This is a genomic window from Motilimonas thetidivivens (genome assembly GCF_046452435.1).
Lineage (GTDB): Bacteria > Pseudomonadota > Gammaproteobacteria > Enterobacterales > CBDFNC01 > Motilimonas.
Window position 1 is genome coordinate 78697 of sequence record NZ_JBKFDK010000002.1, and the last position, 16712, is coordinate 95408.

Annotated in this window: 16 protein-coding genes; 9 read left to right on the forward strand and 7 right to left on the reverse strand. The window is 43.9% G+C overall.

What is annotated here, in order from left to right; genetic code table 11:
- Positions 1-40 precede the first annotated feature (40 nt).
- From ACK8OT_RS02510 to purU, 3 genes are all read left to right on the forward strand, one after another.
- On the forward strand, positions 41-1477 hold the full coding sequence (locus tag ACK8OT_RS02510) for a leucyl aminopeptidase (protein ID WP_410194929.1): 1437 nt from the start codon (positions 41-43) through the stop codon (positions 1475-1477).
- Positions 1478-1679: 202 nt separating this feature from the next.
- On the forward strand, positions 1680-2156 hold the full coding sequence (locus ACK8OT_RS02515; RefSeq protein ID WP_410194930.1) for a YchJ family protein: 477 nt from the start codon (positions 1680-1682) through the stop codon (positions 2154-2156).
- A gap of 16 nt (positions 2157-2172) precedes the next feature.
- The gene (purU, locus tag ACK8OT_RS02520; protein ID WP_410194931.1) at positions 2173-3009 is read left to right on the forward strand and encodes a formyltetrahydrofolate deformylase; all 837 of its coding nucleotides are present in this window, start codon (positions 2173-2175) and stop codon (positions 3007-3009) included.
- 36 nt (positions 3010-3045) lie between these two features.
- Here purU and ACK8OT_RS02525 read toward each other — a convergent pair whose 3' ends face one another.
- A complete protein-coding gene (locus ACK8OT_RS02525; RefSeq protein WP_410194932.1) occupies positions 3046-3585 on the reverse strand; it encodes a VC2046/SO_2500 family protein in 540 nt (179 codons plus the stop codon).
- 253 nt (positions 3586-3838) lie between these two features.
- Between ACK8OT_RS02525 and ACK8OT_RS02530 the strand changes: the two genes are divergently transcribed.
- Entirely contained in the window at positions 3839-5497 is a 1659-nt protein-coding gene (locus ACK8OT_RS02530) for a response regulator (protein WP_410194933.1), read from the forward strand.
- An 8-nt stretch (positions 5498-5505) separates the two neighbouring features.
- Here ACK8OT_RS02530 and ACK8OT_RS02535 read toward each other — a convergent pair whose 3' ends face one another.
- Positions 5506-6471, reverse strand: a complete 966-nt coding sequence (locus ACK8OT_RS02535; RefSeq protein ID WP_410194934.1) for a glutathione S-transferase family protein — start codon at positions 6469-6471, stop codon at positions 5506-5508.
- A gap of 196 nt (positions 6472-6667) precedes the next feature.
- On the opposite strand from ACK8OT_RS02535, the gene ACK8OT_RS02540 reads away from it, so the two are divergent.
- The 4 genes from ACK8OT_RS02540 (at position 6668) to ACK8OT_RS02555 (ending at position 10029) form a co-directional block, all read left to right on the forward strand.
- Positions 6668-7669: an ion channel gene (locus ACK8OT_RS02540; protein ID WP_410194935.1), complete on the forward strand. Its 1002-nt coding sequence runs from the start codon at positions 6668-6670 to the stop codon at positions 7667-7669.
- Between the two features lie 102 nt (positions 7670-7771).
- A complete protein-coding gene (locus ACK8OT_RS02545) occupies positions 7772-8668 on the forward strand; it encodes a DMT family transporter (protein ID WP_410194936.1) in 897 nt (298 codons plus the stop codon).
- A gap of 66 nt (positions 8669-8734) precedes the next feature.
- Complete coding sequence (gene xthA, locus ACK8OT_RS02550; RefSeq protein WP_410194937.1) at positions 8735-9544, forward strand: exodeoxyribonuclease III; 810 nt, start codon at positions 8735-8737, stop codon at positions 9542-9544.
- A gap of 17 nt (positions 9545-9561) precedes the next feature.
- Entirely contained in the window at positions 9562-10029 is a 468-nt protein-coding gene (locus ACK8OT_RS02555) for an EVE domain-containing protein (protein ID WP_410194938.1), read from the forward strand.
- 271 nt (positions 10030-10300) lie between these two features.
- Here ACK8OT_RS02555 and metQ read toward each other — a convergent pair whose 3' ends face one another.
- The 5 genes from metQ to ACK8OT_RS02580 form a co-directional block, all read right to left on the reverse strand.
- Entirely contained in the window at positions 10301-11134 is an 834-nt protein-coding gene (gene metQ / locus ACK8OT_RS02560) for a methionine ABC transporter substrate-binding lipoprotein MetQ (protein WP_410194939.1), read from the reverse strand.
- 19 nt (positions 11135-11153) lie between these two features.
- Complete coding sequence (locus ACK8OT_RS02565) at positions 11154-11807, reverse strand: methionine ABC transporter permease (protein ID WP_410194940.1); 654 nt, start codon at positions 11805-11807, stop codon at positions 11154-11156.
- Complete coding sequence (gene metN, locus ACK8OT_RS02570; protein WP_410194941.1) at positions 11800-12831, reverse strand: methionine ABC transporter ATP-binding protein MetN; 1032 nt, start codon at positions 12829-12831, stop codon at positions 11800-11802. The genes ACK8OT_RS02565 and metN overlap by 8 nt, the downstream gene beginning before the upstream one ends.
- A 196-nt stretch (positions 12832-13027) precedes the next feature.
- The gene (locus ACK8OT_RS02575) at positions 13028-14944 is read right to left on the reverse strand and encodes a putative bifunctional diguanylate cyclase/phosphodiesterase (RefSeq protein ID WP_410194942.1); all 1917 of its coding nucleotides are present in this window, start codon (positions 14942-14944) and stop codon (positions 13028-13030) included.
- A gap of 249 nt (positions 14945-15193) precedes the next feature.
- Positions 15194-15946, reverse strand: coding sequence for a substrate-binding periplasmic protein (locus ACK8OT_RS02580; protein WP_410194943.1), 753 nt, complete (start codon positions 15944-15946; stop codon positions 15194-15196).
- A gap of 329 nt (positions 15947-16275) precedes the next feature.
- On the opposite strand from ACK8OT_RS02580, the gene cspE reads away from it, so the two are divergent.
- Positions 16276-16485, forward strand: coding sequence for a transcription antiterminator/RNA stability regulator CspE (gene cspE / locus ACK8OT_RS02585; RefSeq protein WP_410194944.1), 210 nt, complete (start codon positions 16276-16278; stop codon positions 16483-16485).
- The last annotated feature ends 227 nt before the right edge of the window (positions 16486-16712 follow it).

Below are 16712 nucleotides of genomic sequence, written 5' to 3' on the forward strand. Positions count from 1 at the left end.
CCTACCATTTACATATAAAACAAATAAATAGAGCAGTATTATGAAGTTTAACTTTACAACTAACCGTCAACTCGACAATCACACCCTAGTGGTACCTGTATTTCAAGATGATCATCAAGCGCTAGCTGGCCTTGAGGCTGAACATGCTATTGCCGCCCTGATTGAACAAGATGTTATTGCAACCAAAACAGGTGTGGTGACGCCCTACTTTGGCCAGCAGCAAAGCATTTTAGTGGTTGGCGCAGGTAAACGTGAAAAGTTCGATGAAAATGAATTACTTAAGCTTGTACAAAGCCTAGCAACGGCGACTAAAGACAGCCAAAAGCAACTAAACCTCGCAATAGAAGCATTAGTTCCTACGGGCCGCAGCCTAGATTGGACCTTAACTCAGGTGACTCAACAATGGCTAAGCAGTCTTTACAGCTACGACACCACTAAATCGGACAAAACACCCGCTCTAAAAATCGAGCTAGTGAACTTTATCACCGAGCAAGAAAACACCGCTGCGGTGCAATTAGGTCAGGCCATTGCCAAAGGCATGAACATTACCAAAGAGCTTGGCAACCTACCTTCAAACATTTGTACGCCAACTTACCTAGCTGATTTTGCAGCTGAACTGGCCACGCAAGACAGCGCATTTGAGCTTGAAGTACTCGAAGAAAGCGATATGCAAGCATTGGGGATGGGATCATTTTTATCTGTCTCAAAAGGCAGTGATGAGCCAGCCAAACTGATTGTATTGAAGTATCAAGGCGCCAACGAAAACCAAGCGCCTCACGTATTAGTAGGTAAAGGTTTAACCTTTGACAGTGGCGGTATCAGCTTGAAACCAGGCGCAGGCATGGAAGAAATGAAGTATGACATGGGCGGCGCAGCTTCTGTCCTAGGCACCATGCACACCCTAGCCGAGCTAAAACCAGCACTAAATGTGGTTGCTATTATCGCTGCAGCAGAAAACATGCCATCGGCTCGCGCCTCTAAACCTGGTGATGTCGTTACCAGCATGAGTGGTAAAACCATCGAAATCATCAATACCGATGCCGAAGGCCGTTTGGTGTTAGCCGATGCCCTTACCTATGCTGAACGTTTTAACCCCGCCAGTGTTATCGACATCGCGACCCTAACTGGCGCCGTTATTGTTGGTTTAGGCATTCACCCCACTGCCGTTTACGCCAACGACGACAAGCTCAGCCAACAATTATTAACTGCTGGCACAGAATCATGGGATCGCGGCTGGCCAATGCCTTTATGGCAAGACTATGCGGCTGAAATCACCTCGCCATTTGCGGATTTACGCAACACGGGCAACATCGCCCGCGCGGGTGGCTCAATCACTGCGGCCATGTTCTTAAAAGCCTTCGCTGAAAAATACAACTGGGCTCATCTAGACATCGCAGGCACAGCATGGCAAGGCAGTAAAGGCTCAACCGGCCGCCCCGTGCCTATGCTAACGCACTATTTATTAGCGCAAATTTAAGCATTTAAATTCATTTTTGCACGGCGTTGATATTGGATGACACCCTGTGTGCATCCCCTAAATAACGCCGTAACAGTTTGAATCTTCTAAAGCCGTCATCCATGCTATGACGGCTTTATTGATCTTATCCATATTTTCTCTTGTGATATGCCTTCAATATCTCCATTAAGGTGTGCATAATAGCGCCGTTAAGGAGAAATCAATGTCCCATTGCCACTGTGGTAATCCATTACCCTATCAAGAATGTTGTCAGCCGTATCATCTCGGGCTAAAGCAAGCGCCCACGTGTGAAGCCTTGATGCGATCACGTTTTAGCGCTTATATTGAGCAACAAGGGGATTACCTATTCAACACTTGGCACCCAGACACGCGCCATAAACTGACTCCTGCGGCATTAGCGCAATCCGGTAAAGAAACCGATTGGCGCAGTTTAAACGTACTCGCATCAGAAGGTGGCCCAGCGGATCAAGCGGGCGTGGTTGAGTTTGTGGCTTGGTTTATGGTCGATGGGGAATTGCAATATCACCATGAAAAATCGAACTTTAGCCGAATCAATGGTGCATGGGTATATGTCGATGGGATCTTTAATCCGAAAAATCAATCCGTCATTCCGGGGCGAAATGAACCTTGCCCCTGTATGAGTAAAAAGAAATTTAAAGCCTGTTGTGGCAAAAACTAATTAGATGAGCAGCGAAATGGAACGCAAAATATTACTGACCGATTGCCAAGATCAGAAAGGGCTAATCGCACAAATTACTAACATTTGTTACAAGCACCAGTTAAATATCATAAAAAACAATGAGTTTGTAGATAACGACTTTGGTCGCTTCTTTATGCGCACCGAGCTCGAAGGGCATTTTAATGATGCAACCTTCCTTGCTGATATTGACTCAGCACTGCCTGCTGGAGCCAATCGCAACCTAGTACAAGCCGGTCGTAAGCGTATCGTGATCTTGGTAACCAAGGAAGCGCATGCCCTAGGTGATATCTTAATGAAACAAGCTTACGGTGGCATGGATGTCGAAATTGCTGCCGTTATCGGTAACTATGATGCCCTTGAAGATTTGGTCAGTAAATTTGATATTCCTTATCACACCGTTAGCCACGAGGGCTTAAGCCGTCCTGAGCACGAAGCTAAGATTGTTGAATTGATCAACCAATATGATCCTAACTATGTGGTATTGGCGAAATACATGCGTATCTTAACGCCAGAGTTTGTCGCGAATTATCCAAATAAAATCATTAACATCCACCACAGCTTCTTGCCCGCATTTATCGGAGCTAGCCCATATAAGCAAGCGTTTGATCGCGGTGTTAAAATCATTGGTGCCACCGCTCACTTTGTCAACAATGACTTAGATGAAGGGCCAATCATCACTCAAGACGTGATCCACGTAGATCACACCTTCAGTGCACAAGACATGGCGAAGGCAGGTAAAGACGTTGAAAAATTAGTGCTAACACGCGCACTGTCGCTAGTGTTGGACGAGAAAGTGTTTGTTTACGGTAATAAAACCGTGGTGTTTAGATAACCGCTTGTTGTGACGGCTCTTTGAGTAGAAGGGCCGTTAAGCCACCATATCAAGTTTGTGCAACTTAAGATCTTTACTGTAATCAAAACCTTCAATTACCTGATTCATACTCACTTGCTCATACTTAACCGGCTTGGGCACCGCCTTAGTGAGTTGCTCCATCCACTGTAAACGCTTTTTCAAGCTAATATTATCAAGGACTTCTTGCCCTAGCCCACCCGTACTATCAGGCTGACACAGGGGTTTAGGCTGTAGCAATTCCATTAATCTTACCGAGCTAGTTAAACCTTGGCTGGTTAAATCACTGTACTGTTTGGCACGCTCAGCGGTTATGCCCGCTCCCCTTAGCGGGACAGGGTTAGCCAAACCAAACTCACGACGTAAATCCACATCGGATTTTTTCATCAGTGGTTTATCAGCAAGAGCAAACTGTGGCCATTCAGGCACATCGGCACATAGCATGCTCAGCAATAGTGAAAACTCAGCACGATGACCATGATGCACAGCCTGATTGAGGCGTGAGCCCAATTGCAGTTCATCGGTCAGTAAGAGTTCACGTATTTGGCCTGAGATCATTAAGCTACATCACTACTTATCGCTTGGAGTTAATGCTTATATCGGCGCAATGGCAAAATACATGAACATTTTTTTCTGATATCACTATAATCGCCCGATGCAACGGTCGCTTGTTGATTGTTTATTGACTACAATCTTGGTGATCGAGGATTAATGCAATTGCGGTACCCCAAAACGCAACTCGGGTTTTGGTTAGCATAGGCAGACACACATATTTTTCGAACCAACCTTCAGTGAGCATGTAGGAAACCTATTGGAACAACAACTTTACCGCTACCACAGTAAAAAGGTTCTGATCGTTGATGATCAGCGCGCTTTTCAAGTGATGCTCAAAGCCATGCTCACCAACCTAGGTTGTAACTCTGTCTATTTTGCTGATAATGCTGAATCTGCCGTCAAAATGTGCCGTGAAATCCCCTTTGATCTCTTGTTGGTCGATTACAACTTAGGCACAGGAAGAAATGGCCGCCAGTTACTGGAATACCTGAGACGCAATAACTTAATCAGTGTTGAGTCCATTTTTATCATAGTGACGGGGGACAATTCTCGCTCTATGGTGCTCACCGCCCTCGAATTAGAGCCCGATGATTATTTGATGAAACCCTTTTCCGGTCATCAACTCGATACCCGAATTCAACGCTGCTTTAGAAAGAAAAGTGAATTAATCGACGTCTTCACCGCCCTGCGGGATCAAAAATACGATCAGGTTGCGGCTTTGTGTCGCCGTAAACTAAAAGAAGATACGCGCTATAAAAATTACTGCCGCAATCTCATGGCCGAAATGCTGATCCGCACCGAGCGTTATGATTCAGCTCAGGTATTGCTGGAAAAAATCGTTGAACAACGGGAATTTACTTGGGCTTGTATTACCTTAGGCAAAGTCTATTTTTTGCAGGGCGATTATGACAAGGCCATCACCACATTAGAAAAAGTCATTAAGTCTAACTCGTTATTGATTGATGCTTATGAATGGCTCGGTCGCGCCTATGAAGGCAAAGGGAATGCCGAAAAAGCCTTAAGTATTGTGACGCGCGCTGCGGAGCTGGCTTATCACAGTGTCGAGCGCCATAGATTATTGGCTCGCCTCGCTACCGATGCGCAAGAATATGAAATGGCTAAAGACAGCTTTGGCGCGATTTTACAGCTATCACGAAATTCGTTTTATCCGGCTATCGAACACTTAGCCAATTACATTCGCAGCATCTTACAAGCAGCTAAACACACCGACGATATCCACCGCCGTAATCGTATTTTACAAGATGTGCACTCAGCTCTGTTTAAAGGCCGCCATGAAGAAGGTCGCCAAGAAGACTTTGACTTTGATATGTACGAGAACATTTGCCACGCCAGAGTCCATGAGACCAAAGGCGAAATGCTCAAAGCCAAGCGCACCTTGTTACATGCAATCGAGCCGATTTTGGAGCAGCATGATGAGGCTTCAACGCCAATTTTAGCGGAGTCTATGTTGGCACTGGTTGCCATAGGTGAATATGAGTATGCCGAGTCAATGGCCCAAACGTTAGCGCAACGTGATGTGGTCGATGAAGTCACCAATAAAACCTTAACTGACGTTACCCAAGGGGAAATGAAAGAGGCGCTGACTACCTTTAACGAGCTAAACCAAGCAGGTAAGCAAGCGTATGAGCATGAAGACTATGAAGTAGCACGAGGCTATTTCGATCGAGCACTGAAAAAAGCCCCAATGAATTCAGGTGCCGCCATTAATAAATTGCAAGCAACCATTAAACTGCTGTTACTTGATAGCAAACAAGCGCGTAAATTCACTGATGAATGTGAAGCTTGCATTAATAGCCTTGAAGGCATGCCGCTCTCAGCCAGTCACCGAGAGCGTTTTTTATCCCTTAAAGACGACTTCCATCAAGCCGTTGCCAAGGTGAATAAACGCAAGTAAGTCATTACTTACTTAGCGCTAATCTGGTCCCGAAGATGGGGCGATTCAAAGTCTAAACTAGGCCCTACCGGCACCACTTGGGTCGGATTAATCATGGTATGACTGTAGTAATAATGCCGCTTTATATGACTCATATTCACCGTTTCTGCCACTCCTGGTGTTTGATATAGCTCCTTTAAATAACCTTGCAGATTGGGGTAATCGGCAATACGAGCTTGATTACATTTAAAGTGACCAACATAAACCGCATCAAAACGTACTAAGGTGGTAAATAATCGCCAATCCGCTTCCGTTAATCTATCACCCAGTAAGAAACGGTTGCTGGCAAGGTGATGCTCTAGCCTATCTAATTCTGCAAATAACGTAGTAAATGCCGATTCATATGCGGTTTGAGTCGTGGCAAAACCACAGCGATAAACGCCGTTGTTTATGTTGTCGTAGATGGTTGCATTGAACGCATCTATTTCATTCCTTAGTTCCAACGGATAAAAGTCCAGTTTATTACCTGTTAGCTCATTGAAAGCGCTATTAAAGATTCTGATAATTTCGGCCGATTCATTGTTCACTATACGCTGGGTTTGCTTATCCCATAATATGGGCACAGTTACTCTGCCTGTATATTGATGATCCGCTTTTTGATAGATCTGATACAAATACTGACTTTGGTATAGATCATCCACCAGCCCGAGCTCGGCATCAAACTCCCAACCGTGCGACAGCATATCTGGGCTAACCACAGAGACTGAAATATGCGACTCTAACCCTTTTAATTTACGAAAAATAAGGGTGCGATGAGCCCATGGGCAGGCTAATGACACATAAAGATGATAGCGCCCCGAATCAGGCGTAAAGCCCTCTTGGCTATTGGCTTCAATAAGATGGCGAAACTGGCTTTGTTCGCGTTTAAATTCACCCTTGGTCTTACCCGTGTCATACCACTTGTCTTGCCACTTTCCGTCTACTAATAAGCCCATTGATTTATCCTCTTTCCCGTTTTTATTTATCATAATTCACAACAAATCGAAAACAAGCAGGCTTTTTAGCAGCATTAACCCTAAAAAATCGAATATTAAAATAAGAAAAGCAATAATGATGACCGCAACAAGCTTGTATAACTGGCCTATACTAACCTTGAGTTAGCCATGAGTAATACGCTGTTAAGGATGAGAAATGGCATCAAGTAGTATTTCTTCAAACAAGTCGGGGTGTTGTAAATTTCATGATCACCTAGGTGCAAGGTGTGAGCAAGAAGCAGGCCCAAGCGGATTGTGCTTTTGGCATGACCCACACACAGATAAAACCGGTACAGACATAAGTAAACGGCTAGAAGAGTACGCCAAAGGCGGCGGCATGCTGCATGGCTTAGCATTGCAACATGCAAATTTGGAAGGCGTTAACCTCGTTAAACCTCGCGCTAAGACCGGCTACGATCTCAGTGGTAGTGATTTTTATCGAGCCAACTTGCGTGGTGCACATTTGTTTAATGCTTCCTTGTGCAAAGGCAGCTTGATGAAAGCCGACTTGACTGGGGCAAATCTGCATTGTGTGCATTTAGGCGACTGTAATTTACTTGGCGTCAAACTGATCAAAGCCAAAATCGACAATATCAAAGTGGGCAACCAGTTACTGCAAGAAAAGCGCGCCGAGCAAGCGAAAAAAAATCACGATTTTGAAGCCATGTTAGACAACTATGAGCAAGCCGAAGAAATTTATCGAGATTTACGCAAAGCCGGTGAACAGCAAGGTTTGTTTTCTTTAGCGGGTCCGTTTTTACAGCGTGAATTAACCATGCGCCGCTACCAAATGCCACTCTTCTCTTTCTCAAGGTTATTTTCAAAAACCGTTGATCTGTTTTGTGGTTATGGCGAGGAGCCCATCCGAGTGGTGCTATTTTCCTTGTTATTGATCGTGGCCAGTGCCATCTTCTACTTCTTCTTTGGTATCAGTTTTGCTGGTGAAATTGTTGCTTTTAACCACGAGCATGGTCTTCTCGACAATACAATTTCCTTTTTAGAGTGCCTGTATTATAGCGTGGTCACCTTTACCACCTTGGGCTATGGTGACTTTACCCCGGTTGGTTTATCGCGAGGCATGGCTGCTATTGAGGCCTTTACTGGCAGTTTTACCTTAGCCTTATTCGTGGTGGTATTTGTTAAGAAGATGACGCGATAAAGACTTTATCAAGACAATGCAATACGCTGGATTAAAGCTACAAAGGCAGGTAAATTAGCCACCAATACCAAAGTATAAAGTTAAATTAACGGACTAATTTAGATGCCAGCAAACCTATGCCTGACGATCGCCATGATCATCTGGGGCAGCTCATATATAGCCTTAAAACAGGCCATTTTATTCTATCCACCTGAATGGGTTATGTTTTTACGCATGTCCACCACGCTGGTTTGTTGTCTTTTGCTATGGCGCTGGGTACGTCGCTTTACCTACCAAGCAGGAGATTGGAAACTATTGCTACTGATGAGTGCCGCTGAGCCTTGCTTATACTTTTGGTTTGAAGGCCAAGCCATGCAATACACGTCCGCAGCACAAGCCGGTGTGCTAGTTTCTTGTTTGCCCATTTTTGTTGCCCTATTGGCTTGGATTTTTCTAAAAGAGCGCTGCAGCACTACTTTAGCCTTTGGTTTTACCTTATGTATCGGCGGCAGCATTTTACTGTCTTTAGTATCTGAAACGTCAGATCATGCGCCAAATCCATTACTGGGCAATACGTTAGAAATTATTGCGCTATTTTTCGCTGCGGTTTACACCTTGTGCGTCAAAAAGCTATGTACTCGCTATTCACCACTCACCTTGATTGCCCTACAAGGCCTCAGTGGCAGCTTATTCTTTGCCCCACAAGCAGCATTTACCCCCTTCCCAACCGAGCATAATACCGCTGGTTTACTGAGTATTTTTTACCTTGGTGCCTTTGTCACCTTAGGCGCTTATGGTTTGTATAATTACTCAATTTCAAAGCTCAGTGTGCTTAAAGTAGCCGCCTTTTCGAACCTAACTCCGGTGTTTGCTTTATTGCTGGCGGTATTATTGCTTGGCGAAACCATCACCTTATTACAAGGAATGGCCATCGGCTTGATTTTCCTTGGCGTCTATATCAGTCAACAACATAAAGCTAATAAGGTAAGCCAGCTGGCCACTGAGCCCCCGACAGCTTAAGTTATATTGAATAATAAAAACCACTGCTCTAGTATGTGACCTTTTGATATCTCCAAAGGTCACATCATGAAAGTCGTTTCGTTTAATATTAATGGCCTACGTGCCCGGTTACATCAGCTTGCAGCGCTGATTGAAAAACACCAGCCTGACGTTATTGGTCTGCAAGAAATTAAAGTCCATGATGAAGCCTTTCCCTTAGCCGATGTGGAAGCCATGGGTTACCACGTCTATTTTCATGGCCAAAAGGCACATTACGGTGTGGCCATGTTATGTAAGCAACAGCCCTTATCCGTGCAAAAAGGATTTGCAACCGATACCGAAGATGCTCAGCGCCGGATGATCATGGTGACCGTTGCCGACGAGCAAGGCCAACCAGTGCGCATCCTCAATGGTTATTTCCCTCAGGGTGACAATATTCACCACGAAACTAAGTTTCCCTATAAGCGCCAATTTTACCAAGATCTGCAACACTATTTAGAAACAGAGCACAGTAATAACGAGCAACTCATCGTGATGGGCGATATCAATATTTCACCCACAGATTTAGATATCGGTATCGGCGAAGCTAATGCCAAGCGCTGGTTAAAAACCGGTAAATGTAGTTTCCAGCCCGAAGAGCGTGAATGGCTGGCTAGGTTAACCAATTGGGGCTTAGTGGATACCTTTCGTCAACTGCATCCTAAGGTGGAAGATCAATTCAGCTGGTTTGATTACCGCTCTAAAGGGTTTGATGATAATCGAGGACTGCGTATCGATGTGATATTGGCCACCCCGAGCTTAGCGGCCAAGGCTAAAGCTGCGGGAATTGATTATGAATTGCGTGGCATAGATAAGCCATCGGATCATGCCCCTATTTGGACCGAGTTCGGCCAATAATTGACTAGGAAGTACGAATGAATTATTGGTTATTTAAATCTGAGCCGGATGATTACAGTATTCGAGACTTAGCAACGGCACCAGAGCAAACAGCGAAGTGGGATGGGATCCGCAACTATCAAGCACGAAACTTCTTGCGCGATCAGGTAAGCCAAGGCGATCAAGTGCTGTTTTATCATAGCCAGTGTAAAGACATAGGCGTGGTGGGCATTGCAGAAATCGTTCGCGCCGCCTACCCCGATCCCGCTCAATTTGACGATACCAGTAAATACTTTGATGCTAAGGCCAGCTTTGAGCAGCCTCGCTGGTTTTGCGTCGACATTAAGTATCAAGCCAGCTTTAAACGCGTGATAAGTCTAGCGCGCCTAAAGGCTAACCCAGCTCTGGCTGACATGGTATTACTTAAACAGGGACGCTTGTCGGTCCAACCGGTTACCCAACAAGAATGGCAAGCTATCTTAGCGATGGCCGAGTCATATACCTAATCAACTTGAAGATGCATGCTCCAGAGTATAACCGTAACTAACCTGAGCTTTGGATAAGCTATATCGTATAAATAATCCGCAAAAACGCGGTGAATATATCCCTGTACGCTCTGCGTTTTCATCCTTGAAAACGAAGTTTTGCTACTTATTCATACGATATTCATTGGCTGGATCCATTAACCAGAATTGAAGTTAAGCAATAACATAAAAAAAGCCACCTCAACTTTCCAGTGAGGTGGCCTTTGTGGTTAGTTATAGTAAGAAATTTGGCTTACCAGCCTTTTACCACACTGCCTTTAAACAGCTCTTGTGCCGCTTGATAAACTTCTTCAGATTGGAATGATTGAATAAACTGCGCCACTTTCTGCGCATCTTTATTATCTTCACGTGTCGCAATGATGTTTACGTAAGGCGAATCTTTATCTTCAACAAATAAACCATCGCGCGTTGGTAGTAAATCAATTGAAGAAGCATAAGTTGTGTTAATCACCGCCAGTGCAACATCATCTAATGAACGCGGTAACTGCGCAGCTTCTAGCTCAACAAATTTGAAGCCTTTTGGATTATCAACAACATCCATAATGCTGGCGTTAAGTCCGGCATTTTCTTTTAAGCTAAACAAACCTTGCTTAGCTAATAAGATCAATGAACGACCTTGGTTAGTCGGATCATTAGGAATAGCAATGCTAGCGCCCTCTTCTAACTCGCTAATGTCTTTAATTTTTTTAGAGTAAGCCGCGATTGGATAAACAAAGGTGTTGGCTACGTTAACAATTTTAAAGCCGCGATCTTTCACCATGGTATCTAGGTAAGGCTGATGCTGAAACGCGTTTGCATCGATACTGCCATCAGACAAGGCAATGTTAGGCGTCACATAATCGGTGAAGGTAACCACTTCCACGTTCAGGTTAAATTTTTCTTTCGCCACTTGCTTGGCGACTTCTACTAGCTGAGCTTCAGCGCCAGCGATAGCCCCTACTTTAATGGTTTCAATCTGTGCTTTTGGCTCTGAGTTAGCTTGCTCTGGCGCGCTATTATCGCTACAAGCAGTGACAAAAAATACCGCAGCAAGAGCTGCAACATATTGTTTTAAATTTAGTTTCATTATAATTTCCATGATTAATTTAACGATGATCCACTTTGTTCACTAGGTAGTCACCTAGCATTTGTATTAACTGCACTAATGCAATCAGCACCACCACAGTAATAATCAGAATTTGCGGCTCGAAGCGATGAAAGCCATACCGGATCCCCACATCGCCTAAACCGCCGCCGCCCACAGCACCAGCCATGGCCGAATAGTTAACTAATGTTACAAGTGTAATGGTGATGCTGTTGATAATGCCCGGTAAGGCCTCCGGTAAGCACACCTTACAAATGATTTGCAGCGGACTTGCCCCCATGGCATTAGCGGCTTCCACTAACCCGTCTGGCACTTCCATCAACGCGCCTTCTACCAATCTGGCGACAAAAGGAATAGCTGCGATGGTCAAAGGCACGGTCGCCGCCAAGGTACCGATAGAGCTACCAACAATGAGGCGTGTGAGCGGGATGATCGCGACCAATAAAATAATAAACGGAACCGAGCGACCAATATTAACCATAATGCCTAACACATGGTTTAGCGCAGGATTTGACCATAACTCACCGGCTTTGGTGTTATGCAGTAAAACCCCGAGTGGCAGTCCCAATAAACAACTGATCAACCCCGACAATCCTACCATCATGAGGGTTTCACCAAAGGCTTGGATGAGTAAATCAATCATGGCATCAGACATAGCCCAAGACCTCCACACTAATATGATGTTCGATTAAAAATTGGATTGCTTGTTGTGTTTGATCTGGCTGCCCGAACAATTCAGCTAGCATATAACCAAACTTGACCCCGCCTGCGTAGTCCATATTGGCACTTAAAATACTGATATCGACATTGAACTGGCGGCTCATCTCAGAGATTAATGGCGCATCGACACTGGCTCCAGAAAACCCTAAACGCACCAAAGGATAAGTGTCAGGTCGAATATCAGCATGTAACCTAGCCTGATAATCATGAGGAATTTCAATGTGTATGGTGGCCGCAATAAAGCGCTTGGCTAGTTCGGTTTTAGGATGAGAGAAAAACGCAGCCACACTGTTTTGCTCTATCAACTGCCCGCCATCAATAATCGCGACTTCATCACATATGTTTTTGATCACTTCCATTTCATGGGTGATCAACAAAATCGTAATATTCAGCTTTTGGTTGATGTCTTTTAGCAAGCTTAGAATCGATTTAGTGGTTTCCGGGTCTAAGGCTGACGTTGCTTCATCACACAACAATACCTTAGGCGACGTGGCTAATGCTCTGGCAATGGCAACCCGTTGCTTTTGACCGCCACTGAGTTGAGCCGGATACACATTTGCCTTGTCGGCCAAGCCTACTAAAGGCAATAACTCAGCGACTCGCTGCTTAATGTTCGCTTTACTCTCACCCGCTAATTCTAGCGGCAACGCAATATTGGCGGCGACGGTGCGCGAGGATAGCAAGTTAAAGTGCTGAAATATCATGCCTATTTTACTGCGAGCTTGAGCTAACTCTGATTTAGATAATAACGTTAAATCAACGCCATCAAGCACCACTTGGCCGGAATCTGGGCGTTCAAGTAGATTGACACAACGGATCAAGGTGCTTTTACCTGCACCTGAAGCCCCTATCACGCCAAATATCTGACCAGCCTCGATATTTAAACTAACCTGTTGCAGGGCCGTCACTTGATTCGCCCCCGAGCCAAAGGTCTTATTCAAATTTTGCAATTGGATCATAGTAATGAGTGGGTCCTGAGCGCATGAAACGAGAGATTAAGATACATTTACTAGTAATAGCATTGTATTGAGTAATAAGGTCTAACACCCCACAAAAACGGGGTGGATAATGCTAAAAATTATAAAAGACTAAGTCAATGTATTATTTTATTCTAAAAAGTGCTGATATATGCTTTTTAAGTCAGATTGGGACGGGCTAACAGATAGCGGTCACGGCAAATGGCGTATCTTGCTCAAGGAGTCTGGCGACTTCATTAGCCAATAAAGGCTTAGCAAAATAGTAGCCTTGAATGGTGGGGCAACCCAAAGATAAGAGATGTTGCAACTCTGCTTCACGTTCAACCCCTTCGGCAACCAAATTAAGACCCAGGTTTTTCGCTAACTCCACTATGGCTTTGGTAATAATTTGTTGATCGGATTGTTGGTCTATATGGTCAACAAATGAACGGTCTATCTTGAGTTTGCTGATCGGGAAACGCGATAAATAAGCCAAGTTGGAATATCCCGTACCAAAATCATCAACACTCAAGCTAAGGCCAAGTTGACGCAATTCATGTAGCGTTTTATTAAGCTTGATTTCATCTTTCATTAAGATGCTTTCGGTTAGCTCCAGCTCAATGAGCTCACCCGGTACGCCAGCTTCATTGAGGCTTTTACCTATATCTTTGACCAAATCATGTTGATGAAATTGCAACCCTGAAACGTTAATCGAGACAGGCACACAGCTCAATCCAGCTTGATGCCATTGCGCTTGTTGTTGCAGCGCAGCCTTAAGCACGTACTTGCCTACGTCAGAAATCAATCCCGACTGCTCGGCAAAAGGAATAAATTCCGCAGGACCAATTTCGCCACGCTCAGGATCTTGCCAACGGATCAAGGCCTCCATCCCAACCATGGCACCGCTAACACCATCGACCATAGGCTGATAGCGCAAGAATAGCTGCTCTTGCTCGATTGCTAGCCGTAAACGCTTATCCATAGACAACTGCTTCAATGCTATGCCTGCGAACTGCTCCGAAAATAATTGATAACGTTTCCTGCCCGCTAATTTGGCCTGATACATAGCAATATCGGCATTTTTAACTAGCTCCCAACATTCACTGCCATGCATGGGATATAAACTGATCCCCATGGTCACCGCCAAATCAAACTCAAAAGCTTCGATTTCACAGCGCTGACAAACACAATCCATTATTTGTTGTGCCCACTCTTCTATCTGTTGTTGCTCACTAAGATCAGCTGCAACCAACACAAACTCATCACCACTGAGTCGGTAAACCTGCGTGTTGGCCGGAGCCGCTTGTTTTAATCGCTCCGCGGTAATGACTAATGCCTTATCACCTGCGGCATGGCCCATAGAATCGTTGATTAACTTAAAATTATCCATATCGAGAAAGGCAACCAATAAATCAGCAGGCTTAAGAGCTAAAAGTCGATTTAAGTCTTGTTCCAGCGAGTATCGATTGGCTAACCCGGTTAAAGAGTCATAATGGGCTAGATGTGCCAGTTTTTCTTGCGCTTTTTTGCGCTCGCTAATATCGCGTGCGGTGCCTGCAGTGCCTACTACTTTACCTGCTTTTACAACAGGCACTTTAATCAGCTCAATCCACGCCTGTGAGCCATCAACTGCCGTTGCGAGAAATTCTTGTCTTAATTGTTGGGCCGTTTCCATAACATGGAGATCATCTTGGCGATATTGCTCAGCATCTGCTCGATGAGAAAGGTCAAAATCAGTCTTGCCTATCAAGGTTTCATAATTGACGCCAAAGGCTTTTTCAAACTGGGCATTGACCGCCAAGAAACGGCCTTGCGGGTCTTTTACCCAGGCTAAATCAGGTAAGCTATCGAGTAAGGTTTGATACTTTTGGTTTTTATCCGAAAGGGAGGCAACATCTATATTAAGCAGTCTGTTTTGCTTAGCTAATTCAGCATTTCGCTGACTGAGCTGATGCACTTTTTGGCCCAGCTCTTTGAAATGAAAATATACCAATAACAATAAATTAACGACGGCAGAATATGCTATCAGGTGTACCATTTTGATATTTTCTTGAAAGAACACCCAAGCCAAAGTGTCTACCAATACGGTCAGCGCCAAGAAAATAAATAAAATCAAGTAACGCCCCACGCTTGACCTCACTGCTTTGTCATCTGTAAAACGAAATGAGTGTATTGCCCTAATAATAGAGATGAATCCACATCAGAGCCAGTATATCCCTCAGTTAAAAGCGATATCGACAACAAAAGGTGAAGGCGTGATGAGCACAACGCCTAATTTAAATAAATCGTAATCTAGCTAACAAATATAAACAATATTTTAAATTAAATTGGCAATTTTAAAACTTTGTGCTTTCAATATAAGTTCCTAGTCATGGGGGGCAAAATACTGGCGTGTTATTTCTTCAAAATCCTCACTTTGTAACAATTCCACCAGCGCTTTCTCAATTTCGCCAGCTAATTTTAAGTGTGGCGATTTTTTTGAAAATCCAATAAACAAAGATACCTGATGTTCTGGTTTATAGGGGGCTCTTGCCAAACTCAACCATAACCCTTGTCTCGATATCTCATACTCCACTTGACAATCTGTGCCAATAAACACTTCTATGTGACCTTTTTGTGCCATTTTTAGCAGCTGAATTTCCGTTGGCACGCTGTGTTTTAGCAGCTCTTTGTCCGAGTCAAAAGGTTCAAAATATGCCGAATCTCGCACATATCCAATGCGATAGTAATAAAGGTCTTGATAGCTATTTATCGGTTTGTGAATATCTTTTGTCGTATAGAAAGCGGGATAGCAATCAAAGTAGCTCGGTTGTAAATAATGAATATACTTTTCACGCGAGGGGGTCTTGGCTAAGCCAACCATCATGTCAACTTGCCCTATTTCCATATGGCTCAATGCTCTTGCCCAAGGGTAGCGTTTGACTTGAAATTGAATACCCGTTTTTGCACTTAATGCGGCCAACAAATCTATGTCTAAACCGATAAAACCATCCCCTGGCTTAGATATTCTAAAGGGGGGCCATTCATCTGTCGCGACTATCAGTTTGGCTGTTTGCCCTGCTGCAAAACTAGCAGCGAAAATGCAGTAACCAAAGATCAGCAATCTAATCGCTTTCATTCACTTACTCCAAACTACAAGTGACTTTATGAGTATAGAAGAAATATCGAAATGGCTTATAGATAATCTTGCTGGAAAAATATAACGCCAAGTAAATCACTTAAATTGGTTTACTTTGCTAAGCGCTGTGTTAGTATGACCGCGGGCTGTCAGACAGACCTTTGTTTATATGTAATTCTACAATGTTATGCTTTAGAAACCTTCGTTCCATCTGTTAATCAGTTAGTGTCATGAAGTCTTTCCTTACATCGTTAATGCAACAAATAAATAATTCTTTTCTGGCTACTAAACGCATCATGCGTACAAATTTGAAAAGTTAGGAGACAAACATGTCTAAATCTACTGGTATCGTAAAATGGTTTAACGAAGATAAAGGTTTCGGTTTTATCACTCAAGACAACGGCGGCGCAGATGTATTCGTACATTTCCGTGCTATCGCTGACGAAGGCTTTAAAACTCTAGCTGAAGGTCAAAAAGTTTCTTTCGACCTAGAGCAAGGCCAAAAAGGCCCACAAGCTGCTAACGTAGTTAAGCTTTAATCAAGACGGCTTAGGCCAACTTGGTATCTATCTGCGATTTTTCGTAAGATAAAATGATAAGTGCTGGCGATTGCCGGCATTTTTTTGCCTCATTACTTCTCACTCCTCCCCTATTTAATTCCCTAATAAAAAAATAATGCGCTACATCTTGCTATCCAAGCATTATGATTGACATCATTAATTCATCAAATAAGCTTAACATTACGAGCAATCTAAGCCCTCTATTT

Excerpts from the sequence above, each read along its gene's own strand:
- ACK8OT_RS02510 (WP_410194929.1), top strand. The coding sequence starts at position 41 with ATGAAGTTTAACTTTACAACTAACCGTCAACTCGACAATCACACCCTA.
- ACK8OT_RS02515 (WP_410194930.1), top strand. The coding sequence starts at position 1,680 with ATGTCCCATTGCCACTGTGGTAATCCATTACCCTATCAAGAATGTTGT.
- purU (WP_410194931.1), top strand. The coding sequence starts at position 2,173 with ATGGAACGCAAAATATTACTGACCGATTGCCAAGATCAGAAAGGGCTA.
- ACK8OT_RS02525 (WP_410194932.1), bottom strand. The coding sequence starts at position 3,585 with ATGATCTCAGGCCAAATACGTGAACTCTTACTGACCGATGAACTGCAA.
- ACK8OT_RS02535 (WP_410194934.1), bottom strand. The coding sequence starts at position 6,471 with ATGGGCTTATTAGTAGACGGAAAGTGGCAAGACAAGTGGTATGACACG.
- ACK8OT_RS02540 (WP_410194935.1), top strand. The coding sequence starts at position 6,668 with ATGGCATCAAGTAGTATTTCTTCAAACAAGTCGGGGTGTTGTAAATTT.
- ACK8OT_RS02545 (WP_410194936.1), top strand. The coding sequence starts at position 7,772 with ATGCCAGCAAACCTATGCCTGACGATCGCCATGATCATCTGGGGCAGC.
- xthA (WP_410194937.1), top strand. The coding sequence starts at position 8,735 with ATGAAAGTCGTTTCGTTTAATATTAATGGCCTACGTGCCCGGTTACAT.
- ACK8OT_RS02555 (WP_410194938.1), top strand. The coding sequence starts at position 9,562 with ATGAATTATTGGTTATTTAAATCTGAGCCGGATGATTACAGTATTCGA.
- metQ (WP_410194939.1), bottom strand. The coding sequence starts at position 11,134 with ATGAAACTAAATTTAAAACAATATGTTGCAGCTCTTGCTGCGGTATTT.
- ACK8OT_RS02565 (WP_410194940.1), bottom strand. The coding sequence starts at position 11,807 with ATGTCTGATGCCATGATTGATTTACTCATCCAAGCCTTTGGTGAAACC.
- metN (WP_410194941.1), bottom strand. The coding sequence starts at position 12,831 with ATGATCCAATTGCAAAATTTGAATAAGACCTTTGGCTCGGGGGCGAAT.
- ACK8OT_RS02580 (WP_410194943.1), bottom strand. The coding sequence starts at position 15,946 with ATGAAAGCGATTAGATTGCTGATCTTTGGTTACTGCATTTTCGCTGCT.
- cspE (WP_410194944.1), top strand. The coding sequence starts at position 16,276 with ATGTCTAAATCTACTGGTATCGTAAAATGGTTTAACGAAGATAAAGGT.